This is a genomic window from Nonomuraea sp. ZG12 (assembly GCF_052068115.1).
In the GTDB taxonomy this organism is placed as follows: Bacteria; Actinomycetota; Actinomycetes; order Streptosporangiales; family Streptosporangiaceae; genus Nonomuraea.
In genome coordinates, this window is the sequence record NZ_JBQHCW010000002.1 from 356,906 (window position 1) to 376,775 (window position 19,870).

General features: G+C 72.2%; 22 protein-coding genes. 14 read left to right on the forward strand and 8 right to left on the reverse strand.

Annotated features, from left to right (window positions below; genetic code table 11):
• Positions 1 to 141: 141 nt before the first annotated feature.
• A complete protein-coding gene (locus tag ACTMTF_RS08685) occupies positions 142 to 936 on the forward strand; it encodes a maleylpyruvate isomerase family mycothiol-dependent enzyme (protein ID WP_441110112.1) in 795 nt (264 codons plus the stop codon).
• 56 nt (positions 937 to 992) lie between these two features.
• A complete protein-coding gene (locus ACTMTF_RS08690) occupies positions 993 to 1,847 on the forward strand; it encodes an aldo/keto reductase (RefSeq protein WP_441110113.1) in 855 nt (284 codons plus the stop codon).
• Between the two features lie 58 nt (positions 1,848 to 1,905).
• Here ACTMTF_RS08690 and ACTMTF_RS08695 read toward each other — a convergent pair whose 3' ends face one another.
• The gene (locus tag ACTMTF_RS08695; RefSeq protein ID WP_441110114.1) at positions 1,906 to 3,327 is read right to left on the reverse strand and encodes an FAD-dependent monooxygenase; all 1,422 of its coding nucleotides are present in this window, start codon (positions 3,325 to 3,327) and stop codon (positions 1,906 to 1,908) included.
• Between the two features lie 79 nt (positions 3,328 to 3,406).
• Between ACTMTF_RS08695 and ACTMTF_RS08700 the strand changes: the two genes are divergently transcribed.
• Complete coding sequence (locus tag ACTMTF_RS08700; RefSeq protein WP_441110115.1) at positions 3,407 to 4,003, forward strand: TetR/AcrR family transcriptional regulator C-terminal domain-containing protein; 597 nt, start codon at positions 3,407 to 3,409, stop codon at positions 4,001 to 4,003.
• Here ACTMTF_RS08700 and ACTMTF_RS08705 read toward each other — a convergent pair.
• A complete protein-coding gene (locus tag ACTMTF_RS08705) occupies positions 4,000 to 4,599 on the reverse strand; it encodes a helix-turn-helix domain-containing protein (RefSeq protein WP_441110116.1) in 600 nt (199 codons plus the stop codon). The two genes, ACTMTF_RS08700 and ACTMTF_RS08705, sit on opposite strands and share 4 nt — an antisense overlap.
• A gap of 112 nt (positions 4,600 to 4,711) precedes the next feature.
• Here ACTMTF_RS08705 and ACTMTF_RS08710 point away from each other — a divergent pair, with 112 nt between their 5' ends.
• The 4 genes from ACTMTF_RS08710 to ACTMTF_RS08725 all read left to right on the forward strand — a co-directional run bounded on the left by ACTMTF_RS08710 (position 4,712) and on the right by ACTMTF_RS08725 (position 7,855).
• Positions 4,712 to 5,497 carry a class II aldolase/adducin family protein gene (locus tag ACTMTF_RS08710; protein WP_441110117.1) on the forward strand — a complete coding sequence of 262 codons (786 nt, stop codon included), beginning with the start codon at positions 4,712 to 4,714 and terminating at the stop codon, positions 5,495 to 5,497.
• On the forward strand, positions 5,484 to 6,194 hold the full coding sequence (locus tag ACTMTF_RS08715) for an alpha/beta fold hydrolase (protein ID WP_441110118.1): 711 nt from the start codon (positions 5,484 to 5,486) through the stop codon (positions 6,192 to 6,194). Before ACTMTF_RS08710 ends, ACTMTF_RS08715 begins: the two co-directional genes overlap by 14 nt.
• On the forward strand, positions 6,191 to 6,601 hold the full coding sequence (locus tag ACTMTF_RS08720) for a RidA family protein (RefSeq protein ID WP_441110119.1): 411 nt from the start codon (positions 6,191 to 6,193) through the stop codon (positions 6,599 to 6,601). The genes ACTMTF_RS08715 and ACTMTF_RS08720 overlap by 4 nt, the downstream gene beginning before the upstream one ends.
• Positions 6,602 to 6,688: 87 nt before the next feature.
• The gene (locus ACTMTF_RS08725) at positions 6,689 to 7,855 is read left to right on the forward strand and encodes a serine hydrolase domain-containing protein (protein ID WP_441110120.1); all 1,167 of its coding nucleotides are present in this window, start codon (positions 6,689 to 6,691) and stop codon (positions 7,853 to 7,855) included.
• A gap of 37 nt (positions 7,856 to 7,892) precedes the next feature.
• Here the strand turns inward: ACTMTF_RS08725 and ACTMTF_RS08730 are convergent, their stop codons facing one another.
• Both ACTMTF_RS08730 and ACTMTF_RS08735 read right to left on the reverse strand, forming a co-directional pair.
• Positions 7,893 to 8,552, reverse strand: a complete 660-nt coding sequence (locus ACTMTF_RS08730) for a hypothetical protein (protein ID WP_441110121.1) — start codon at positions 8,550 to 8,552, stop codon at positions 7,893 to 7,895.
• Between the two features lie 174 nt (positions 8,553 to 8,726).
• Positions 8,727 to 8,873: a hypothetical protein gene (locus tag ACTMTF_RS08735; protein WP_441110122.1), complete on the reverse strand. Its 147-nt coding sequence runs from the start codon at positions 8,871 to 8,873 to the stop codon at positions 8,727 to 8,729.
• A gap of 221 nt (positions 8,874 to 9,094) precedes the next feature.
• On the opposite strand from ACTMTF_RS08735, the gene ACTMTF_RS08740 reads away from it, so the two are divergent.
• Positions 9,095 to 9,985 carry an AEC family transporter gene (locus tag ACTMTF_RS08740; RefSeq protein WP_441110123.1) on the forward strand — a complete coding sequence of 297 codons (891 nt, stop codon included), beginning with the start codon at positions 9,095 to 9,097 and terminating at the stop codon, positions 9,983 to 9,985.
• A gap of 37 nt (positions 9,986 to 10,022) precedes the next feature.
• Here ACTMTF_RS08740 and ACTMTF_RS08745 read toward each other — a convergent pair whose 3' ends face one another.
• The 3 genes from ACTMTF_RS08745 to ACTMTF_RS08755 form a co-directional block, all read right to left on the reverse strand.
• Complete coding sequence (locus tag ACTMTF_RS08745; protein ID WP_441110124.1) at positions 10,023 to 10,301, reverse strand: hypothetical protein; 279 nt, start codon at positions 10,299 to 10,301, stop codon at positions 10,023 to 10,025.
• A gap of 83 nt (positions 10,302 to 10,384) precedes the next feature.
• A complete protein-coding gene (gene crcB, locus ACTMTF_RS08750) occupies positions 10,385 to 10,747 on the reverse strand; it encodes a fluoride efflux transporter CrcB (protein ID WP_441110125.1) in 363 nt (120 codons plus the stop codon).
• A complete protein-coding gene (locus ACTMTF_RS08755; protein ID WP_441110126.1) occupies positions 10,744 to 11,370 on the reverse strand; it encodes a fluoride efflux transporter FluC in 627 nt (208 codons plus the stop codon). The genes crcB and ACTMTF_RS08755 overlap by 4 nt, the downstream gene beginning before the upstream one ends.
• A gap of 103 nt (positions 11,371 to 11,473) precedes the next feature.
• On the opposite strand from ACTMTF_RS08755, the gene ACTMTF_RS08760 reads away from it, so the two are divergent.
• The 6 genes from ACTMTF_RS08760 (at position 11,474) to ACTMTF_RS08785 (ending at position 18,643) form a co-directional block, all read left to right on the forward strand.
• Positions 11,474 to 12,547, forward strand: a complete 1,074-nt coding sequence (locus ACTMTF_RS08760; RefSeq protein ID WP_441110127.1) for an NAD(P)H-dependent amine dehydrogenase family protein — start codon at positions 11,474 to 11,476, stop codon at positions 12,545 to 12,547.
• Entirely contained in the window at positions 12,544 to 13,032 is a 489-nt protein-coding gene (locus tag ACTMTF_RS08765; protein ID WP_441110128.1) for a carboxymuconolactone decarboxylase family protein, read from the forward strand. The genes ACTMTF_RS08760 and ACTMTF_RS08765 overlap by 4 nt, the downstream gene beginning before the upstream one ends.
• Positions 13,033 to 13,133: 101 nt before the next feature.
• Positions 13,134 to 14,765 (forward strand): GMC oxidoreductase, encoded by a 1,632-nt coding sequence (locus tag ACTMTF_RS08770; protein WP_441110129.1) that lies wholly within the window; start codon positions 13,134 to 13,136, stop codon positions 14,763 to 14,765.
• A gap of 140 nt (positions 14,766 to 14,905) precedes the next feature.
• Entirely contained in the window at positions 14,906 to 15,460 is a 555-nt protein-coding gene (locus ACTMTF_RS08775) for a (2Fe-2S)-binding protein (protein ID WP_441110130.1), read from the forward strand.
• A complete protein-coding gene (locus ACTMTF_RS08780) occupies positions 15,453 to 16,442 on the forward strand; it encodes an FAD binding domain-containing protein (RefSeq protein ID WP_441110131.1) in 990 nt (329 codons plus the stop codon). Before ACTMTF_RS08775 ends, ACTMTF_RS08780 begins: the two co-directional genes overlap by 8 nt.
• Positions 16,439 to 18,643 (forward strand): xanthine dehydrogenase family protein molybdopterin-binding subunit, encoded by a 2,205-nt coding sequence (locus ACTMTF_RS08785; RefSeq protein ID WP_441110132.1) that lies wholly within the window; start codon positions 16,439 to 16,441, stop codon positions 18,641 to 18,643. Before ACTMTF_RS08780 ends, ACTMTF_RS08785 begins: the two co-directional genes overlap by 4 nt.
• Positions 18,644 to 18,674: 31 nt before the next feature.
• Here the strand turns inward: ACTMTF_RS08785 and ACTMTF_RS08790 are convergent, their stop codons facing one another.
• A complete protein-coding gene (locus tag ACTMTF_RS08790; protein ID WP_441110133.1) occupies positions 18,675 to 19,793 on the reverse strand; it encodes an NAD(P)/FAD-dependent oxidoreductase in 1,119 nt (372 codons plus the stop codon).
• Positions 19,794 to 19,870: the final 77 nt, after the last annotated feature.

The window sequence follows — 19,870 nt, forward strand, 5'->3', positions numbered from 1 at the left end:
TCGTACTCGTGACAGCCCTGGCGGGGAAGCCCTGCCACCTCGATGGTGACCTCGGTCACCCACGCGGCGGAACATCGCTTCCCGCATGCCGGAAAGCGAAAGCTGTCAGCAGGCCGGACACACCCCCTTTGGGAGACGAACATGACCGATCGTGCCGACCAGATCATCGACGCCCTGCGCAGCGGCCACGACCGGCTGGCGACCGTGGTGCGCGGCCTGTCAGCAGGCGACCTGACCCGGCGGTCCGGAGCGTCGGGCTGGGACGTGTCGCAGGTGCTCAGCCACCTCGGCAGCGGCGCGGAGATCTCGCTCGCCGCCCTGGAGTCCTCGCTGGCCGGCGGCGCCGCGCCGGACGGGGACTTCAACAAGGGGGTCTGGGCACGCTGGGACGCGATGTCCCCGGCCGAGCGGGCCGCGGGCTACCTGACCGCCGACGAGGCGCTGGTCGCACGCTTCGAGGGCCTCGACGCGCGGACGCGGAAGGAGCTGCGGATCGATCTCGGCTTCATGCCCGTGCCCTTGGACGTCGCGGCCGCGGCGCGCATGCGGCTCAGCGAGGCCGCCCTGCACGCCTGGGACGTCGACGTCACCTTCGACCCGGCGGCGACCCTCGCCCCCGCCGCGACGGAGCCGCTCCTCGACCAGGTGGGCATGCTCGTGAGCTTCGCCGCCAAGGCCGACGCCCTCGACGGCCGCCCGGTCGCCATCGCCGTCCGCCTCACCTCCCCCGACCGCTCCTTCGGGCTCGGCGTGGCCGACGCGGTGGCGCTCACCGACGTGCCCGGCCGGCCCGACGCCGTGCTCAGCGCCCCGGCCGAGTGGTGGGTGCGGCTCGTCTCCGGACGCCACTCCCCCGAGCACACGCCGGCCACGGTGACGCTCACGGGCGGCAAGCTCACCCTGGACGACCTGCGCGGAGTCTTTCCCGGCTACTGAGCACGACTTGACCTGGAGTGCGCTCCAGCGGGGAGGCTGTCCTCATGCACAACGCCATGACAACTCGCGCCATCGGAAGCCGCCAGGTGTCCGTCATCGGGCTCGGCGCCATGCCCATGTCCGTGGCCGGGCACATGCCCGATGCGGACCAGTCGATCCGCACCCTCCTCGCGGCCCTGGACGCGGGCGTGACCCTGATAGACACAGCTGACGCCTACACGCCCTCGCATGACGACGTCGGCCACAACGAGCGCCTGGTCGCCCAGGCCCTGGCCCAGTGGGACGGCGACGCCGCCACCGTGCTCGTCGCCACCAAGGGCGGGCACACCCGCACGCCCGGCGGCGGCTGGGACGTCGACGGCAGCCCGTCCTACCTCAAGCAGGCCTGTGACCGGTCGCTGAAGGCCCTCGGCGTGGAGAGCATCGGCCTCTACCAGCACCACCGTCCCGACCCGAAGGTGCCCTACGAGGAGACCATGGGCGCGCTCAAGGACCTGCACGACGCCGGCAAGATCGAGATGGCGGGCATCTCGAACGCCGACCCGGCGCAGATCCGGCTCGCCCACGACATCCTCGGCGACCGGCTGGTGAGCGTGCAGAACGAGTACTCTCCCCGGTTCCGGTCCAGCGAGCCCGAGATCGACGTCTGCGCCGAGCTGGGCCTGGCCTTCCTGCCCTGGTCCCCGCTCGGCGGCATCACCCGTGGCGGGGAGCTGCTGGAGCGGGTGGCCTTCACCGAGATCGCCGCCGCGCGCGGCGTGTCCCCGCAGCAGGTCTGCCTCGCCTGGGAGCTCGCCCGCAGCCCTGTGGTCATCCCCATCCCCGGCGCCAGCCGCCCGGAGTCCATCCTCGACTCCATCGGCGCCGCGACCCTGCGGCTCACCGAGGAGGAGCTCGCCCGCCTCGGCTGAGCGCTGATCAGCTGAGCGCTTCCTGGCCTCGGGGCTTCCCGGCCAGGAAGCGCTCCGGTCACGTGGTGGCCCAGTGCACGTGGCCGTCGGGGCGGATCAGGAGCGCGCGGATCTCGCGCCACCACTCGTCCGCGTCGTCGGCGAGGGCTCCCTTGTGTACGGTCGCGCCCAGGTCGCGGGCGTGGCCGGCGACCGCGCGGGGCATGCTGCCGGGGCCCGCGCCCAGGTCGAGCAGGACGTGGCGGGCCTCGTACAGGAGCTCGTAGACCGTGCCGCCGTCGCGGAGCGGCAGGTCGGGGACGCGGGCGCCGGTGAGCGGATGGGCGGCCGGGTCGGCCGGCGGGTAGGCGACGTTCAGCGCGGCCAGCCGGGCGGCGAGGTCCAGGGAGAGGGCCGGGTGCGCGGCGATCAGCTTGCCGAGCAGGGCGCGCAACGCCTGGCCCGCGGGGGTGAAAGCCGTCATCAGCGCCGTCTGCGCCTGGCTGCTCTCCAGCAGGTCCGCACCCACGGGGTGGCGTTCGGCGTGGTAGTCGTCGAGCAGGCTCTCCGGGGCGCGGCCCGAGACCACGGCGGCGAGCCGCCAGCCGAGGTTCATCGCGTCCTGGACGCCCACGTTGAGGCCGACGCCGCCGGCCGGGAAGTGCATGTGGGCGGCGTCGCCCGCGAGCACGACCCGGCCCGCCCGGTACGTCGCCGCCTGCCGGGAGGCGTTGCCGAACCTGGACAGCCAGAGCGGGTCCCGCATGCCCAGGTCGCGCCCGATCACCCGGACGACGGCGGCGCGCAGTTCGTCCAGGGTGAGCTCGGCGGCGGCGTCGACCGGGCCGGGCAGGAGGCCGACGATGCGGTGGTGACCGCCGGGCATCCCGACGACCATCACACCACCATCGGCGGTGTGGGCGGACAGCGGCCCTTGCGGCGGATCGTCCAGGGTCACGTCCCCGAGGAAGCCGTACACGGTGGCGTCGGTGCCGGGGAAGCCGATGCCCGCGGCCTGGCGTACGGTGCTGCCGGCCCCGTCACAGCCGGCGACGTAGCGGGCGCGGACCTCGTACGGGCCGTCGGGGCCGGTCACGGTCAGCTCGACGCCCTCGCCGTCCTGTGCCAGCGCGGTCACGGTGTGCCCGCGCCGCACCCGCGCGCCCAGCTCGGCCGCGCGCCGCTCCAGCAGCTCCTCGGTGCGCCGCTGCGGGAAGAACAGCGTGTACGGATGCCGCGTCGGCAGGGGGCGGAAGTCCAGTCGCGACTCCAGCAGCCCGAAGTGCCCGCTCGGCAGCATGACGCCCTCGTCCAGGAAGTCCCGCGCCATGCCGCGCATGGCCAGCACCTCGATCATGCGCGGGTGCAGGGTCAGCGCCTTGGAGTGCGGGCTGGGCGCCTCGGCGCGTTCGAGCACGAGCACGGGCACGCCCGCGCGGCGCAGCTCGGCCGCCAGCCACAGGCCCGCCGGACCGGCTCCGACGACGATCACATCTTCCATCGCGACCTCCGCGTTCTTGGTCAGTGACCAACAGTGTGTCCCAGATACTCTTGGTCGGCAACCAAGAGGAGGTTTTCCGGTGGCGAACGCGCGACGCCAGGGTGAGATCGTCACGACGGCGCTCGACCTGCTCGGTGAGAAGGGCGCGGACGGGGTGAGCCTGCGCGCGGTGGCCGAGCGGATGGGCGTGCGGCTGAACACCGTGTCCTGGCACGTCAAGACCAAGGGGCGGCTGCTGGAGCTGATGGCCGACGCGATCCTCGCCCGGGTGCCGCTGGAGGACCTGCCGCCCGGCCCGGCCGACCGGTTCCGCGAGCTGCTGCGCCGCTACCGGCGGGCGTTGCTGGGCTTCCGCGACGGCGCGCGGGTGGTGGCGGGGACGTACGCGGCGGAGCCGAACACGCTGCGCACAGGGGAGGCGATCGTGAGCGCCCTGCTGGAGTGCGGGCTCGACGAGCGGGAGGCGGCGTGGACGGCGTGGACCGCGGTCTACTTCACGCTCGGCCTGACGCAGGAGGAGCAGGGCGCGCCGGCCTCGGTCGGCGAGGTCCTGGACGCGGCGGTGACGCCCGCGGCCCATCCGGCGCTGTCCAGGGCGCTCGGCCACCTGGCCGGGGGGACGTTCGAGGAGCGCTTCGACTTCGGGCTGGACCTGATCACGCGGCGATCGGGCTAGGCCGAACCCGCGCTGTGCGGCGGACGGCCCGGCGGGGGCGCGACGGAGACGATGAGGACGGTGGCGGGCTCCTCGCGGGACCACAGCGAGTGCCGGGCCGCCGCGTCGAAGTGCAGCGCGTCCCCGGCGACCAGGGACACCTCCTCCTCGCCGATCCGGGCGACGATCCGGCCGCGCACGACGTACACCCACTCCTCGCCCGCGTGCACGGCGACGCGCTCGGGGCGGTCGGCGGTCAGCTCCAGCCGGACCGCCTCCAGCGCGGAGCGGGGGCCGAGGCCGGTCATCATCGCGTAGGGCCCGTCGGGGCCCTCGTGCACGGGCGCGGCGGCGCCGCGCACCACGTGGTGCTCACGCGGGCGCTCGTCGCCGACCAGCTCGCCCAGCGAGACGCCGTACGCGCGGGCGAGCTGGATCAGTGAGCCGATGGACGGCTGGCGCTCGCCCTTCTCCATCCGGGACAGGTGCGCGGCGGAGATGCCGGTCCAGTCGGCGAGCGTGGCCAGCGTCACCCCGCGCTCGCGGCGCAGCTCGCGCAGCCGGGCCGCGACCCGCTTCTCGGGGTCGTCCTGGTCCGCCTGCGCGCGAGTGGTCACGGGGCGATCCTAGTGGATGATCGTTGCCTCTGAGGCAAACAGATTCGCCTCAGAGGTTGACGGAATGGTGGTCCGGGTCACATCCTGGGCACACGTCGAAGGGAACGACACCATGACGATCTCCACCCCGCCTCCTGAGCTGGATCTCGACGAGGCCCCCACGTACGCATCGGCTCCCGTCGAGGAGCAGCGGCTGCACCGCAAGCGGCAGCTCGCCGCCGCCTTCCGGATCTTCGCCAGATACGGCTACGACGAGGGCGTCGCCGGGCACATCACCGCCCGCGACCCGGAGCTGACCGACCACTTCTGGGTGAACCCGTACTCCGTGCACTTCTCCAAGATCAAGGTGAGCGATCTGCTGCTCGTCGACGCTCAGGGCCGGATCGCGCACGGCGCCCGGCGCACGAACAAGGCGGCGTTCTGGATCCACTCCTCCGTCCACGACGCCCGCCCCGACGTGGTGGCCGTCGCGCACGCCCACACCATCCACGGCCGGGCCTGGGCGGCGCTGGACCGGCCGCTGGACCCGATCGTGCAGGAGGCGTGCGCGTTCTGGCGTGACCACGTGCTCTTCGACGAGTACCGGGGGCTGGTGCTGGAGCGCGACGAGGGCGAGCGGATCGCCGTCCGGCTCGGCTCCGCGCGGGCCGCCATCCTGCGGCACCACGGCCTGCTGACCGTCGGCCGCAGCGTGGAGGAGGCCGCCTGGTGGTTCATCTCGATGAACCGCGCCTGCGAGATGCAGCTCCTGGCCGAGGCGGCGGGCACCCCACGGATCATGACCGAGGAGGAGGCCGAGGTGGCGCACCGCCAGTTCGGCAGCGCCAACATGGCTCGCAACAACTTCCGGCTCCTGTCGTCGCTGATCTTCGAGGAGGAGCCCGATGTCCTCGACTGAGACATACGTGCTCGTACACGGCTCATGGGCCGGCGGCTGGATCTGGTCACGCCTGACCCCGCTGCTCGAAGCGGCCGGCCATCAGGTGCACGCGCCCACGCTGCCCGGCCTCGGAGAACGTGCCGGCGACCCGCGAGGCGCCGGGATCGGCCTGTCCGCGCACGTCGACGACCTGCTCGACCACCTGCGGCGCGAGAACCTGGAGCGGGTGACGCTGGTCGGCCACAGCTACGGCGGCATGGTGATCACCGGAGCGGCCGGGCGTGCTCCCGAGCGCGTGGCCGGGCTGGTCTACCTCGACGCCTTCGTGCCCGAGCCCGGCCAGTCCTGCTTCGACCTGATGCCCTGGCTGGCCGGGGTCTTCACCGAGCTGGCCGGGGACGGTGAACACGCCCAGCCGCTCGACCCCGCCGGGCTGGGCGTGGACGACCCCGACGACGCCGCGTGGCTGCGCGCCCACAGCACCCCGATGCCGCTGCGCACCCATCAGGAGCCGCTGCCCGGCCCGGGGCGTCCCGGCAACATGCCCGCCCTGTTCGTCCGCTGCCTGCGCTTCGAGGCGTTCGCCGAGACCGCCGGCACGTTCCGCGCCCTCGGCCTGCCCGTCGCCGAGCTGGACTCCCACCACTTCGCCCAGCTGAGCAGCCCGGCCGAGCTGGCGGACCTGCTGCTCGCCCGATCGGAGGCCCCGGCATGACCGCGCTGGACCGGGTCGACCCGCCCGCGCTCTGCCCGCCGGTGCAGGGCCTCTACGCCCACGTGGTGATCGCCCCCGCCGGGCGCACCGCGTACTTCTCCGGGCAGATCGCGCTGGACGCCGCCGGCGAGCTGGTCGGTCCTGGCGACCACGCCGCGCAGGCCCTGCAGGCGTTCCTGAACGTCAAGCTGGCCCTGGAGGGCGTCGGCGCCACCCCCGCCGACCTCGTCCGCCACAACATCTACGTCGTCGGCCACACCCCGGAGCTGGTGCCGGTCATCTTCGGCGCCGCCCAGCAGGCTTACGGCGACCCCTGGCCGCGGACCTCCAGCACCCTGCTCGGCGTGCAGACGCTCGGCCTGCCGGGCTGGCTCATCGAGGTGGAGGCCACCGCCCTGCTGCCGTGACCGTTTCCCCTCCGGGCCACCGGGTAGCCGGAGGAGGAGCAGCCGGTTCGCCCCTCAAGCCGGTCCCGCCGGGCATGGGGAGAGGGTGTGGGCGAGGTCCACGGGTGGTGCGAGCCGCGCTTCGGCGAGGTCCGCGACGCCTTCGCGCGCAACTTCGCCGACGGCCGGGAGCTCGGCGCGTCGGTGGCCGTCTACCAGGCGGGACGACCGGTCGTGGACCTGTGGGGAGGGCTGGCGGGCGACGGCGCCTGGCGGCGCGACACCATCGCCCTCCTGGCCTCGGCCACCAAGGGGCTGGTCGCCGCCGCGGCGATGGTGCTGGTCGACCGCGGCCTGCTCGACCTCGACACCCCGGTCGCGGAGTACTGGCCGGAGTTCGCCGCCGAGGGGAAGGCGGAGATCCCGCTGCGCTGGGTGCTCGGACACCGGTCCGGCGTGGTGGCCGTCGACCCGCCGCTCACCCTGGCCGACATCCAGCGACGCACCCCGGTGCGGGACGCCCTGGCCGCCGCCCGGCCGGCCTGGCAGCCGGGGCGGGGACACGGATATCACTGCCTGACCATGGGCTGGCTGGTCTGCGAAGTCATCCGGCGCGTCACGGGCCGGACCGTCGGGGAGTTCTTCGCCGAGGAGATCGCCCGCCCGCTCGGGCTCGACCTGCACATCAGCCTGCCACCCGGCAAGGACGGGCGACTGGCGGGACTCGTGCCGCCCACCGAACGGCAGCTCCTGCGAGGGCGCGGCCACCCGCAGCTGGAGGCGCTCAACCGGGCCATCGGCGATCCCGCCTCCCTGTTCCACCGCTCGACCTTCGGCAGCGTGGCGTTGACGGCGGAGCTGCTGACCAGCGCCGGAGCCTGCCAGGTGGAGATCCCCTCCTGCGGCGGGGCCGGGAACGCGGCCGGTCTCGCCCACCTTTACGCCGCGCTCGCCAGCGAGGTCGGCGGCGTCCGGCTGCTCCGCCCGGAGACCACGGCCGCCGCCGGCACGGTCGAAGCGGGCGGGACGGATCTCGTGCTCGGCTGTGACACCTACTACGGCACCGGGTTCATGCTGCCGGGCGGCCCGATGTGGCCCGGCGCGGACTCCCCCGCCGCCTTCGGCCACGCCGGCGTCACCGGGGCCTTCGCCTTCGCCGATCCCGGCAGCGGCCTCGCCTTCGCGTACGTGCCCAACCGGATGGCGGAGCTGATCGAGGGGGGCGGCGACCGGGTCCGCCGCCTCGTCGAGGCCACCTACCGCGCTCATTCGTAGACGGTCGGCTTCTTTCCTTCGCCGGGGAAGACCATGATCAGCAGCTGTACGGCTCCGTCCGGCGGATCGGAAACCTGGTGGACGAGCTCGCGGCCGCGCAGGTGGACCCGAACCCGGTAGGAACCAGGGCCGGCGGTCGTGAGTCCGGGCAGCGTGTTCCCGTCGGCGTCGATGAGGGCGAGCGTACCGGTCGGACTCTCGTAGCCGACTGCCGCCGCAGCCCCTCCGCCTCCTGCTCTCTGGCCACCGCCGGGCACAGCCGGGCCAGCGCCCCCGCCAGGGACGCGTGCGGCGCCTCCCGCACGGCAGGCGCGCCGACGTCGCCGCCATCGCGTACGGCCAGGCCGCACAGATGGTGTCCGAGCGCCAAAACCACCTGGTCAGGCACCCCGTCCCACTCCCGGATCCGGGCGTCGTGAACGACGGTGTGGCCGCGGACCTCGCACAGGAAGTCCTTCTCCGCCTCGGTCAGTCCGGTGACCGTGCCGTGTCCGAAGCCGGCGCAGTCGAGCTCGTGTTCCGCGCTCAGCTTGCCGGTGGGCGCCGATCGCACCGTGGCGAGCAGGAGCGCCGTCACCGTCAGGACCACCGCCGGCCGGCGGGCCGGGCCGCCTCGCCTGACGGGTGCGCGCCGGGGAGCGCGTGCGGCGAGCAGGATCAGGATCGGGGGCGCCAGGAAGTAGAGGTCCCACCCCATGCGCCCCGGCGATCGAGTTCGGGAGCCAGTGCCAGCAGCACCGCCGTACCCCAGAAAATCCGTGATCGTCTAGACACGACAGCGAACACTATGTCATCACATAGACGAAACTCACCGGATTAGCGATGAAAGAAGCGAGCGGCCATCGGACGATGGCCGCTCGCTGGGAGGGTGTCACATATCGCGGTTGGTGATTCGCACGCTGTCGGACGCGGCCGAGGCCTGTCCTTGCTGGTCGGCGGCAGCGGCAGTGGCGAAAGCCGACGCGAACCCAGCGCCCAGCACCCCCGCCGTCACCAACACCACGGCAATATGTCGCATTGTTCCTCCATTTATCCCCGTTAATGCTTAACAAGCGTGACATGACCGACCGGCTGGCAATGAGAGGCTGGGCTGCCACTTTTCACCGCATTCCTGCCACCGTCACCAGCGAACTCGGCAGGAGCGGCCACCGGCTGCGAGACGGCACCCGATACGCTCCTGAAAGTCCGATTTGGGAGGCCAGGAGCGTGTCGGGGGTTGTCGCGGCGTTCGGTGCTGTCGTGTCCGTGGTCGTTCTCGGCTACCTCATCGGGGTGGCGGGAGTGCTGCGAACCGCCGACGAACTGGTGCTCTCACGGCTGGCGTTCTACGTCGCGGCTCCCGCGCTGATGTTCGCCACCGTGTCGAGGGCCGACCTGGGCGTGCTGTTCTCCCCCGTGCTGGTGACCCAGGTGGTCGCGGTGGCCTGTGCCCAGCTGGTGTTCGTCCTGGTGGCCAGGCTGGTCTGGCGGCGGGACCTGCGGGAGACCACGATCGGCGCCCTCGCCTCCTCCTACGTCAACGCCGGCAACCTCGGCCTGCCCCTGTCGCTGTACGTGCTCGGCGACGGCGCCCTGATCGCCCCGATCCTGCTGTTCCAGCTGGTGCTGGTCACGCCCATCGGCCTGCTGATCCTGGACGAGGGCTCCCGGTCGGTGCGGACGGCGCTGACGAGTGCCGTCCGCAACCCGCTCTCCCTCGGCACCCTGCTCGGGCTCGCGTTCGCGCTCGGCGGGGTGAGCCTGCCGGTGGCGATCATGCGGCCGATCGACCTGCTCGGCGGCGCGGCCGTACCCGTCGCGCTGCTGGCGTACGGCCTCAGCCTGTACGGCTCCCGCCGGTCGCCCGCACCGCCCGAGGGGACCGGCGCAAGCCGGGAGATCGCCCTCGTGGTGCTGCTCAAGGCCGTCGTCCAGCCGGTGATCGCGTACGTGACCGCCCGCTTCGTCCTGGGCCTCGACGGGACGGTGCTGCTGGCCGCCACCCTCTTCGCCGCCCTGCCCACCGCGCAGAACGTCTATGTGTACGCGGTCACCTACGACACCGGCCGGCGGCTGGCGCGCAGCAGCGTCCTGCTGACCACGCTGCTGTCCATCCCGATCATGACGGCCATCGGCGCCCTCCTGGGATGAGCCCGTTCGTCCACATACCGGAAGGTGCGCCTGGGGGTCAGGCGGGTCGGTCACGAGCCGCGATGGCCAGGGCGATGAACTTCTGGAACTCCGCGAACCGCTCCTGGCTCATGGTCAGCCGGATCCCGTCGACGATCGTGTCCTCGCCGTACCTGCGGCCGAGGCGGACCTTGAACCCGTCACCGTGCGGCGTCGCGTGCACCCCGAGAAACGCCACGTGGAAGCGGCTGCTGTCCGACACGTCGCGGTGGAAGATCTCCAGGGTCCTGCCGTCCTGCACGAGGATGTGGTCGCCATGCTCGAATTCCGCTGCCATGCTGCCTCTTCCGCCGCTGATTCCTGCGCGCCCAGTGGCGGCACGATCCGTCGACGATTGTATTTCGGTACGGTCGTCCGGAGTCAGGTGGTGAAGACCTGAGCCAGCAGCAGGCCGATCATGGCGGCGGTGAGCCCGGCGGCGATGCTGCTGACGACGTTGACGGCGGCGAGGAAGCGGGGGCCTTCCTGGGTCAGGCGCAGGGTCTCGTAGCTGAAGGTGGAGTAGGTGGTGAGCGCCCCGCACAGGCCCGTGCCCAGCAGGGCGGTCAGGGCGGGGTCGGCCGGCAGGCCGATCAGGAACCCCAGCAGCAGCGACCCGGCCGCGTTCACCGCCAGCGTCCCCCACGGGAACGCCGAGTCGTGACGGGAGCGGATGAGCCGGTCGGTCAGATAGCGCAGCGGCGCGCCGACCGCGGCGCCCAGAGCGACGAGCAGCAGGGTCATTCGCCCTCCTGCTCCGCGGCCCGCAGCACCGCGCTCGCCCGGACGACGGCGACGGCCCTGCCGGTGAGGGCCGCTCCCGCCCACACCGCCAGCATCGCGGCGAGCAGCGTGGCGACCAGGTAGACCAGCGCGGTCCCGGCCCGGCCTGCGGCCATCGCCAGGTGGATGTCGACGACGTAGGTGGAGAAGGTGGTGTAACCGCCCAGCACGCCCACGCCCAGGAACGGGCGCAGCAGCCGCCGCCCGCTCCACAGCTCACCGACCAGCACCATGAGCACGCCGATCAGCAGGCATCCCGACACGTTGACCAGGAAGGTCGGCCAGGCGAACGTGCCGGGTGGATACGGCAGCGCCGTCGAGATCCCGTACCTGGCCAGCGAGCCGAGCACGCCACCGGCGGAGACGGCCGCGAGCACCGGCCAGGGGCTGGGCCGCTGCTCGGCCCGGTCGGCCGGCGGTCGCGGGTCAACCCCGGAATCCCGCATATGACCCCCTACCAGGATGAACTCCACACATCTGGCAGGGACCGTCGTCGGCGCACGACCGAGGTTCGCCCCGGCGAGCCGGGGAACGGCGGGCCCCACCGCCGCGCCCTCGTCCAGCACGAGAGCATCGCCTTTCACCCTACCGGCAGCATCCAACCCTCCGACCGGCCGGTTCTCACAAGCGGCGATCAGTCCTGTGCGGGCCCTATACACTTAACCAAGCGCTTGCTACGCTCCGCCCATGACGTCCACGGTTGTCTGGGGCACCGGCAACATCGGCCGCGCGGCCATCCGGGCCGTCGACGCCCACCCGGCGCTGAAACTCGCCGCTGTGCTCGTCCACGACCCCCGCAAGCTCGGCCGCGACGCGGGCGAGCTCGGCGAGCTCGGCCGCGATCTGGGGATCGCGGCCACCGGCGACGTGGACGCCGTGCTGGCCACGCGCCCGCGCGCCGTCGTGTACGCCGCGTCCGGCGACATCCGCCCCGACGACGCGCTCGCCGACATCGTCAGGGCGATCCGGGCCGGCGCCGTGGTCGTCACCCCTTCCCTGTACGCGCTCTACGACCAGCGCAACGCCCCGCCGCAGACGCGGGAGGCGGTGCTGGCCGCCGTCGCGGACGGCGGCGGCGCGCTGTTCGTCTCCGGCGTCGACCCCGGCTGGGGCAACGACGTGCTGCCCCTGCTGATCAGCGGGCTCGGCACCACCGTGGACGCGATCCGCTGCCAGGAGATCTTCGACTACACCACCTACGACCAGCCGGACTCCGTCCGCTACCTGGTCGGCATGGGTCAGCCGATGGACTACGAGCCGCCGATGATCGCGCCGACGGTGCCCACCATGGTGTGGGGCGGGCAGGTGCGGCTGATCGCCAGGGGGCTCGGCGTGGAGCTGGAGGAGCTGCGCGAGAGCGTGCACCGGCGCCCGCTCGACGCCACGGTGAGCACGCCGGCGATGGGCGAGTTCGAGGCGGGCACCCAGGGCGCGGTGCGGTTCGAGGTGCAGGGGATCGTCGCGGGCGAGCCCCGTATCGTCATCGAGCACGTCACCCGCATCCACCCCTCCTGCGCCCCCGACTGGCCGACGCCGCCGGACGGCGCGGGCGCGCACCGGGTGATCATCGAGGGCAACCCGCGCATCGAGGTCACCGTCGAGGCGGTCGACGAGGCCGGGAACCGATCCGCGGGCGGGAACGCGACCGCGGTCGCCCGGCTGGTGAGCGCCATCGACTGGCTCGTGGACGCCGAACCGGGGCTCTACGACGCGCTCGACGTCCCCCTGCGTCCCGGCAGGCTCGGAAGGAGACCGGCGTGAACATCGACATCCCCGAGGGCAAGGACGCGATCGAGTACGTGTGGGGCGAGATGATCCCCGGCATCGGGATCGCCGCCTCGAAGTTCTCCCTGTCGGTGTACGCCCACACGACCCTCGGGCTGCGCGAGTTCGAGGCGGCGCGGCTGCGGATCGCGCAGATCAACGGGTGCGAGTTCTGCCTCGACTGGCGGACCGAGCGGGACGGGCGGAAGGTCGAAGAGGGGTTCGCCGACGCGGTGACGCACTGGCGCACCACCGACGCCTTCGACGAGCGCACCCGGCTGGCCGCCGAGTACGCCGAGCGGTACGCCCTCGACCACCACGGGCTCGACGACGAGTTCTGGACGCGGATGACCACGCACTACACCCAGCGGGAGATCGTGGAGCTGAGCATGAGCCTCGGCTCCTGGCTGGCCTTCGGCCGGCTCAACCACGTACTGGGCCTCGACACGGTGTGCAGGCTGCCCAGCGGCGTCAACCGATAGCACGCGCCCGCGGCGGGGGCGGGCGATCGACACTTCACCAGTGAACCAAGGCGCGAGCACCAGGCACGACCCGTTCTCCTTCGCCGAGAGTGAGGAACACCATGAGGGACCAGCCCCCCGTCTCCAGAGCCGTCTCGCGCCGTGGGTTCATCGCCGGAACCGGCTCCGTCCTGGGCCTGGCGGCCCTCGCGGGGCCCGCCGCCGCCCAGGCCAGGAGGGCCGCCGCGGCCCCGCCGATCGCCAACGGGGCGCACGTCGCCGCGCTGGTGATCGGCACCGGTTACGGCGGCTCCGTCGCCGCCCTGCGTCTCGCCCAGGCGGGCGTGGACGTGCACATGATCGAGATGGGCATGGCCTGGGACACGCCCGGCTCCGACGGCAAGATCTTCTGCAACACACGCGAGCCGGACTACCGGTCCTACTGGCTGCGCACCAGGACCAAGGCGCCGCTCAACTACTTCCTCGGCTTCCCGATCGACAGGGACATCCCGCGCTACACCGGCATCCTGGACGCCGAGGACTTCAGCGGCATCACGGTCTACCAGGGCCGGGGCGTCGGCGGCGGCTCGCTGGTCAACGGCGGCATGGCGGTCACGCCCAAGCGGGAGAACTTCGCCTCCGTCCTGCCGTCGGTCGACGCCGAGGAGATGTACCGCGTCTACTACCCGCGCGCCAACGCCGGGCTGGGGGTCGGCGGCATCGACCCGGCGTGGTTCGACTCCACCGAGTGCTACCAGTACTCGCGGGTCGGGCGTAAGCACGCGGAGCGTTCGGGCTTCCCGTTCGTCTTCGTGCCCGACGTGTACGACTGGGACTACATGGAGCAGGAGGCGGCCGGGACCGTCACCCGGTCGGCCCTGGCCGGCGAGATCCTCTACGGCAACAACCACGGCAAGAAGTCCCTGCAGAGGACCTACCTCGCCCAGGCCAGGGCCACCGGCAAGGTGACCATCTCGGCCCTGCACCAGGTGACCTCGGTCGCCCCGGCGAGTGGCGGCGGTTACACGGTCGTCATCGGCCAGCTGAACACCACCGGCGACACCACGGCCACCAAGACCGTGACCGCGGACCGGGTGTTCTTCGCCGCCGGCAGCGTCGGGACCAGCAAGCTGCTGGTCAAGCTGCGGGCCACCGGCGCGCTGCCGGGCCTGAACAACGAGGTCGGCAAGGGCTGGGGCGACAACGGCAACGTCATGTGCGGCCGGGCCAACCACCTGTGGGACCCGACCGGCAGCCTCCAGTCGGCCATTCCCTGCTCCGGCATCGACAACTGGGCGGCCGGTGGCGCGTTCGCCGAGGTCGCGCCGCTGCCCACCGGCATCGAGACCTTCGCCTCGTTCTACCTGTCGATCACCAACAACCCGCACCGGGCCCAGTTCTCCTGGAACGCCTCGACGGGCAAGGTCGACCTGAACTGGCAGCTCGCCTGGAAGCAGCCGTCGATCGACATGGCCAGGACGATCTTCGACAAGATCAACGCGAAGGAGTGGACGATCTACCGGACGGACCTGTTCGGCGTCTACAAGATCTGGGGCGACCACCTCACCTATCACCCGCTCGGCGGCGCGGTGCTGAACAAGGCCACCGACAACTACGGCCGGCTGGCCGGCTATCCCGGCCTGTACGTCATCGACGGCTCGCTGATCCCCGGCAACACCACGGTCAACCCGTTCGTCACCATCACGGCGCTCGCCGAACGCAACATCGAGGAGATCATCGCCACCGATCTGTGACGGCGGCCAGGAGGGCGAGGGCTATTTGTCAGGAAATGAACGAAATTTTCTGACCCTCGCCTTCCTGTTCGGTTTTTCAGGGTACGTGGGTTGGCCGAGACAGGCCGCGGCACCGCGCCGCGACCGGAGACGAGGGGTAAATGGCTGACTCACGACAGGCGGCTCATCAGGAGCGGGCGGCCTCCGTGCCGCGGGTCACGGTGGCGTTGACCGTCAACGGCGTCGACCATGTGATCGACGTCGACTCACGGGTGACCCTGCTGGACGCACTGCGCGACACACTGGCTCTCACGGGCACCAAGAAAGGCTGTGACCAGGGCGCCTGCGGCGCCTGCACGGTGCTGTCGGACGGCAAGCGGATCCTGGCGTGCCTGACCCTGGCCGCGCAGTGCGCGGGCCGCTCGATCACCACCATCGAGGGCCTCTCCACCGGCGACGGCCCGCATCCGATGCAGGAGGCGTTCCTCCGCCACGACGCCTTCCAGTGCGGTTACTGCACCTCCGGGCAGATCATGTCGGCGGTGTGCCTGCAGGCCGAGGGGCGGGCGGGGTCGGACGCCGACATCCGCGAGTTCATGAGCGGCAACCTGTGCCGGTGCGGCGCCTATCCGCACATCGTCGCGGCGATCCGCGAGGTGGCGCAGGGCGCGGCGATCCGCGAGGTGGCGGCGGAGGCGGGTGGCGGCGATGCGTGAGTTCGCCTACGTCCGGGCCGACGACGTGGGGCAGGCGGTGGCGGTGATGACCGCCGATCCCGCCGCGGCCTATCTCGCGGGCGGCACCACCCAGCTGGATCTCATGAAGGACGGCGTGCTGGCGCCCGACCAGCTGATCGACATCACCCGGCTGCCGCTGGGCGGCATCAGCGCGGCCGACGGCACGCTCCGGGTGGGCGCGCTGACCACGATGGAGGAGCTGGCCGCCGACCGGACGGTGGCGGAGCGCCTGCCCTTCCTTCGTGAGGCGCTGCTGCTGGGCGCCTCCGTGCAGCTGCGGAACATGGCGACCATCGGCGGCAACCTGCTCCAGCGCACCCGCTGCCGCTACTTCCGCGACCCGACGGTCCCGGCGTGCAACAAACGCCGTCCGGGCACCGGCTGCGCCGCGGTGACAGGGGCCGCGCGCATGCACGCGATCCTGGGCGCGAGCGAGCACTGCATCGCCACGCACGCCTCCGACATGGCCGTGCCGCTGGTCGCGCTGGACGCGGTCGTGCACCTGCGGGGCCGGTCGGGCGAGCGCGCCGTCCCGCTGCGGGAGTTCTACCGTACGCCCGGCGACACCCCGGACGTGGAGAACGTGCTCGCGCACGGCGAGCTGATCACCGCCGTGGAGATCCCGCTGCTCCCGCCCGGCACCCGCTCCACCTACCTCAAGGTCCGCGATCGGGTCTCCTACGAGTTCGCCCTGGTGTCGGCGGGGGTGGCCCTGCGGCTGGAGGGCGAGGTGATCCAGGAGGCACGCGTCGCGCTCGGCGGCGTCGGGACGGTCCCGTGGCGAGCCCTCGATGCCGAGGAAATCCTGCGCGGCGCGCCGGCCGGCCCGGACGCCTTCGCGGCGGCGGCCGAGGCCACGGTGCGGGATCCGTTCACGGTGCCGGGCACCGTCTTCAAGGTCGAACTGGCCAAGCGCACCCTGGTGCGCGCACTGCGCGACGCGACAGGAGGAACGTCATGACGATGGTCGGGCGAGCCAGGCTGGTCGGCGCGGGAGTGAACCGGGTGGACGGCCCGATGAAGGTCACCGGCGCCGCGCACTATCCGAACGACGTGAGTTTCCCGAACCTGGCGCACGCCGCGCTCGTACGCAGCACCATCTCCGCGGGGCGGGTCCGCCGGCTGGACACCGGCGCGGCCCTGTCCGCGCCCGGCGTGCTGACCGTCATCACGCACGAGAACGCGCCGTCGCTCGATCCGGCCCAGGACACCTTCCTGTCCGCGCCGCCGCCGCCCCTGCAGGGGGACAGGATCCTGCACTACGGCCAGTACCTCGCGGTCGTGGTGGCCGACACCGCCGAGCAGGCGACGGCCGCGGCCGGGCTGATCTCGGCGGAGTACGAACGGGCCGAGCCGGTGACCGACATGGAGGACCCCCGGGCGGAGTGGATCGACGACCCGTGGGGCGCCGACACCCGGCGTGGCGACGCGCGGGCCGCGCTGGCCACCGCCGACGTCACCTTCGAGGCGACCTACACCACGGCGGAGAACACCAACAACCCGCTGGGCCTGTTCGCCACGGTGGCCGCCTGGGACGGCGACACCCTCACCGTGCACGACGCCACCCAGTGGCCCACCTCGCTCCGCACGGCCCTGTCCCGGGTCTTCCGGATCCCGGAGGGAGCGGTACGCGTCCTCGCGCCGTACGTAGGCGGCGGCTTCGGCGCCGGGCTGCGCCCCTGGCCGCACGTCATGCTGGCGGCGCTGGCCGCGCGCATGGTGCACCGGCCGGTGAAGCTGGTGCTGACCCGCCCGGAGATGTTCACCGGCATCGGCCACCGTCCGGCCACGGTGCAGCACGTCGCCATCGGGGCCACCCGTGACGGCCGGCTGGTCGCGATCGACCACGACAGCGTCTCCACGCTGCAGATGGAGGGCGACAACCTCGAAATGTGCGCCGCCGGCACGGCGGCGGCGTACGCGTGCCCGAACGTCTCCACCCGCGACCGGCAGGTGCGGCTGAACATCCCGTGGGTCAACTCGATGCGCGCGCCCGGCGAGGCGCAGGGGAACTTCGCGCTGGAGTCGGCCATGGACGAGCTGTCCTACGCTCTCGGTGTCGACCCACTCGACCTGCGGCTGCGCAACTACGCCGAGAACCACCCGGGGCTCGGCCTGCCGTGGTCGAGCAAGGCGCTGCGCGAGTGCTTCGAGGTGGGCGCCGAGCTGTTCGGCTGGTCGCGCCGCTCGCCCCGGCCGGGTACGACGCGCGACGGCGACTGGCTGGTCGGCTACGGCCTCGCCGGCATCTCCTACTTCTGGTATCAAGCGCCCTGCCAGGCGCGGGCGACCGTACGGAAGGACGGGACGGCGTGGGTGCGCAGCGCCGTGACCGACATCGGCACGGGCACCTACACCGTGATGACCCAGCTGTCGGCCGAACTGCTCGGCCTGGACCTGGAACGCGTCACCTTCGACCTCGGTGACACCGACCTGCCGCCGGGGGCTCAGGCGGGCGGGTCCGGCCTCACCGCGGCGCTGGGCAGCGCGGTGCACGCGGCCTGCCGCAACCTCCTGCGGGCGGTCCTGGAAACGGTCGCCCACGACCCCACCTCACCCCTCGCGGGGTGCGGCGTCGACGAGGTCACCGTCTCCGGCGGCCGTATCCATCGGATCGGGACGCCCGGGCGCGGCGAGTCCTACGCCGACATCCTCGCCGCGCACGGGCTGACGGAGCTGACCGCCGACGGCGCCAGCACCCCGGCCGACCCGCAGGAGCTCGGCCTGGCGCCCGCGGGCCCGTTCGGCGCCAGGTTCGTGGAGGTCCGCATCGATCCCGACCTCGGCCTGCTGCGGGTGGCCAGGGTGGTGTCGGTGATCGACGCGGGCCGGATCCTGAACGAGAAGACCGCCACCAGTCAGATCGTCGGCGGCACGGTCGGCGGCATCGGGATGGCCATGTTCGAGGAGACGGTCACCGACGCGGACACCGGGCGGATCGCCAACGCCACGTTCGGCGACTATCTGATCCCTGTGAACGCCGACATCCCCGACATGGAGGTGGTGTTCGTCGGCGAGCCTGACCGGTTCAACCCGATCGGGGTGAAGGGCGTCGGCGAGATCGGCCTCGTCGGCATGGCGGCGGCCATCGCCAACGCGGTCCATCACGCCACGGGCAGGCGGATCCGCTCGCTGCCCATCACGATCGACCAGCTCCTCTAGCCGCCTCTGGCCGGTCGGACGGTGGTGGGTGTCAGCTCCTTCCGGCGGGCGCGGGGGCGTCGAACAGCGCGGCGCTGGCCTCGACCAGCATGGCGCGGCCCTTGACCTCGGCCGCGACGTCGGGTCCGACGATGGCGTCCTGGCCGGGGAGCTGGCCGGCGCCGCCCTCGGGGCCGAGCGGGACGACGATCAGGGTAGGCCACCGCTCGTAGGCGGTGGGCTCACCCTCGCCGGTGATCAGCGCACGCAGGTTCGCGGCGAGGAGCTCGGCCTGCGCGCCGGCGAAGGCCGCCATGTTGCGGTCGGCGTCGGCGATGTCGCCGATGGCGTACACACGCTCCTGGCCCTTGACGCGCAGGTGCTCGTCGACCTGGACGTAGCCCTGCGGATCGCGGGCCTCGGCGAGCGAGCCGCGCAGGTAGTCGGTGTGGGGCTTGACGCCGAAGCAGCGGAACCAGACGTCGGCGGTCAGCTTGTCGCCTCCCTCGGTGGCGATCGCGATCGGAGCGGCGGTGGCCGGCGGAGCGCTCGGCAGCTCGCGCAGCGCGCTGCCGAGCTTGAGCTCGACACCGAGCTCGTCGAGCTGGCGGCGGAGCTCGTCCCGCAGGGCCTGGTCGTAGGGGCCGGGCAGGATGTCGGACGCCCTGTCGGCGATGGTGACGTGCTTGCCGGGGAAGGACGCCTTGATCTCACCGGCGAGTTCGAGCCCGACCGGGCCCGCGCCGATCAGCAGCACCCGCTGAGCGTCCACGATGCTCTGGTGTGCGTCCCGGAACTTGGCCTGGGCCGTCCCGGTGTCCGGGTCGTCGGTCTTGGCGGGGAAGGGATAGAACGACCCGGTGGCCAGGATCAGGTAGTCGGGCTCCAGCTCACGGCCCGAGGCCAGGGTGACCTTCAGCCCGTCGACCGCCACGGCCCGATCGCGCAGGAAGCGCCCTTCGGTCAGGAGCCGGTCGTAGGGCATGAAGATTCGATCGAGCCACTCGGGCTCCACCAGGGCACGCAACGCCGCGACGTTGTGCATGAAGGCCTCGGATGGGTCGACGAGCGTCACGTCGGCGACGTCGTCGAGCCCCTTGGCCAGCTTGAACCCGCCGTATCCGCCGCCCAGCACCACGACGCTCGGGCGGTGTCCAGCATGCTTCGCCATCAGTTTCTCCTCGCTAGTAATGAACGCGCCGCTAGGCTAATCCTACTTACTAGGAAAAACAAAGTGGCAGCGCTGCG

Bases quoted from the DNA above. Each gene is read 5' to 3' on its own strand.
- ACTMTF_RS08760 (WP_441110127.1), top strand. From the start codon at position 11,474: ATGACGTCCACGGTTGTCTGGGGCACCGGCAACATCGGCCGCGCGGCC.
- ACTMTF_RS08770 (WP_441110129.1), top strand. From the start codon at position 13,134: ATGAGGGACCAGCCCCCCGTCTCCAGAGCCGTCTCGCGCCGTGGGTTC.
- ACTMTF_RS08690 (WP_441110113.1), top strand. From the start codon at position 993: ATGACAACTCGCGCCATCGGAAGCCGCCAGGTGTCCGTCATCGGGCTC.
- ACTMTF_RS08715 (WP_441110118.1), top strand. From the start codon at position 5,484: ATGTCCTCGACTGAGACATACGTGCTCGTACACGGCTCATGGGCCGGC.
- ACTMTF_RS08775 (WP_441110130.1), top strand. From the start codon at position 14,906: ATGGCTGACTCACGACAGGCGGCTCATCAGGAGCGGGCGGCCTCCGTG.
- ACTMTF_RS08790 (WP_441110133.1), bottom strand. From the start codon at position 19,793: ATGGCGAAGCATGCTGGACACCGCCCGAGCGTCGTGGTGCTGGGCGGC.
- ACTMTF_RS08780 (WP_441110131.1), top strand. From the start codon at position 15,453: ATGCGTGAGTTCGCCTACGTCCGGGCCGACGACGTGGGGCAGGCGGTG.
- ACTMTF_RS08745 (WP_441110124.1), bottom strand. From the start codon at position 10,301: ATGGCAGCGGAATTCGAGCATGGCGACCACATCCTCGTGCAGGACGGC.
- ACTMTF_RS08735 (WP_441110122.1), bottom strand. From the start codon at position 8,873: ATGCGACATATTGCCGTGGTGTTGGTGACGGCGGGGGTGCTGGGCGCT.
- ACTMTF_RS08685 (WP_441110112.1), top strand. From the start codon at position 142: ATGACCGATCGTGCCGACCAGATCATCGACGCCCTGCGCAGCGGCCAC.
- crcB (WP_441110125.1), bottom strand. From the start codon at position 10,747: ATGACCCTGCTGCTCGTCGCTCTGGGCGCCGCGGTCGGCGCGCCGCTG.
- ACTMTF_RS08720 (WP_441110119.1), top strand. From the start codon at position 6,191: ATGACCGCGCTGGACCGGGTCGACCCGCCCGCGCTCTGCCCGCCGGTG.
- ACTMTF_RS08710 (WP_441110117.1), top strand. From the start codon at position 4,712: ATGACGATCTCCACCCCGCCTCCTGAGCTGGATCTCGACGAGGCCCCC.
- ACTMTF_RS08785 (WP_441110132.1), top strand. From the start codon at position 16,439: ATGACGATGGTCGGGCGAGCCAGGCTGGTCGGCGCGGGAGTGAACCGG.
- ACTMTF_RS08695 (WP_441110114.1), bottom strand. From the start codon at position 3,327: ATGGAAGATGTGATCGTCGTCGGAGCCGGTCCGGCGGGCCTGTGGCTG.
- ACTMTF_RS08730 (WP_441110121.1), bottom strand. From the start codon at position 8,552: ATGGGGTGGGACCTCTACTTCCTGGCGCCCCCGATCCTGATCCTGCTC.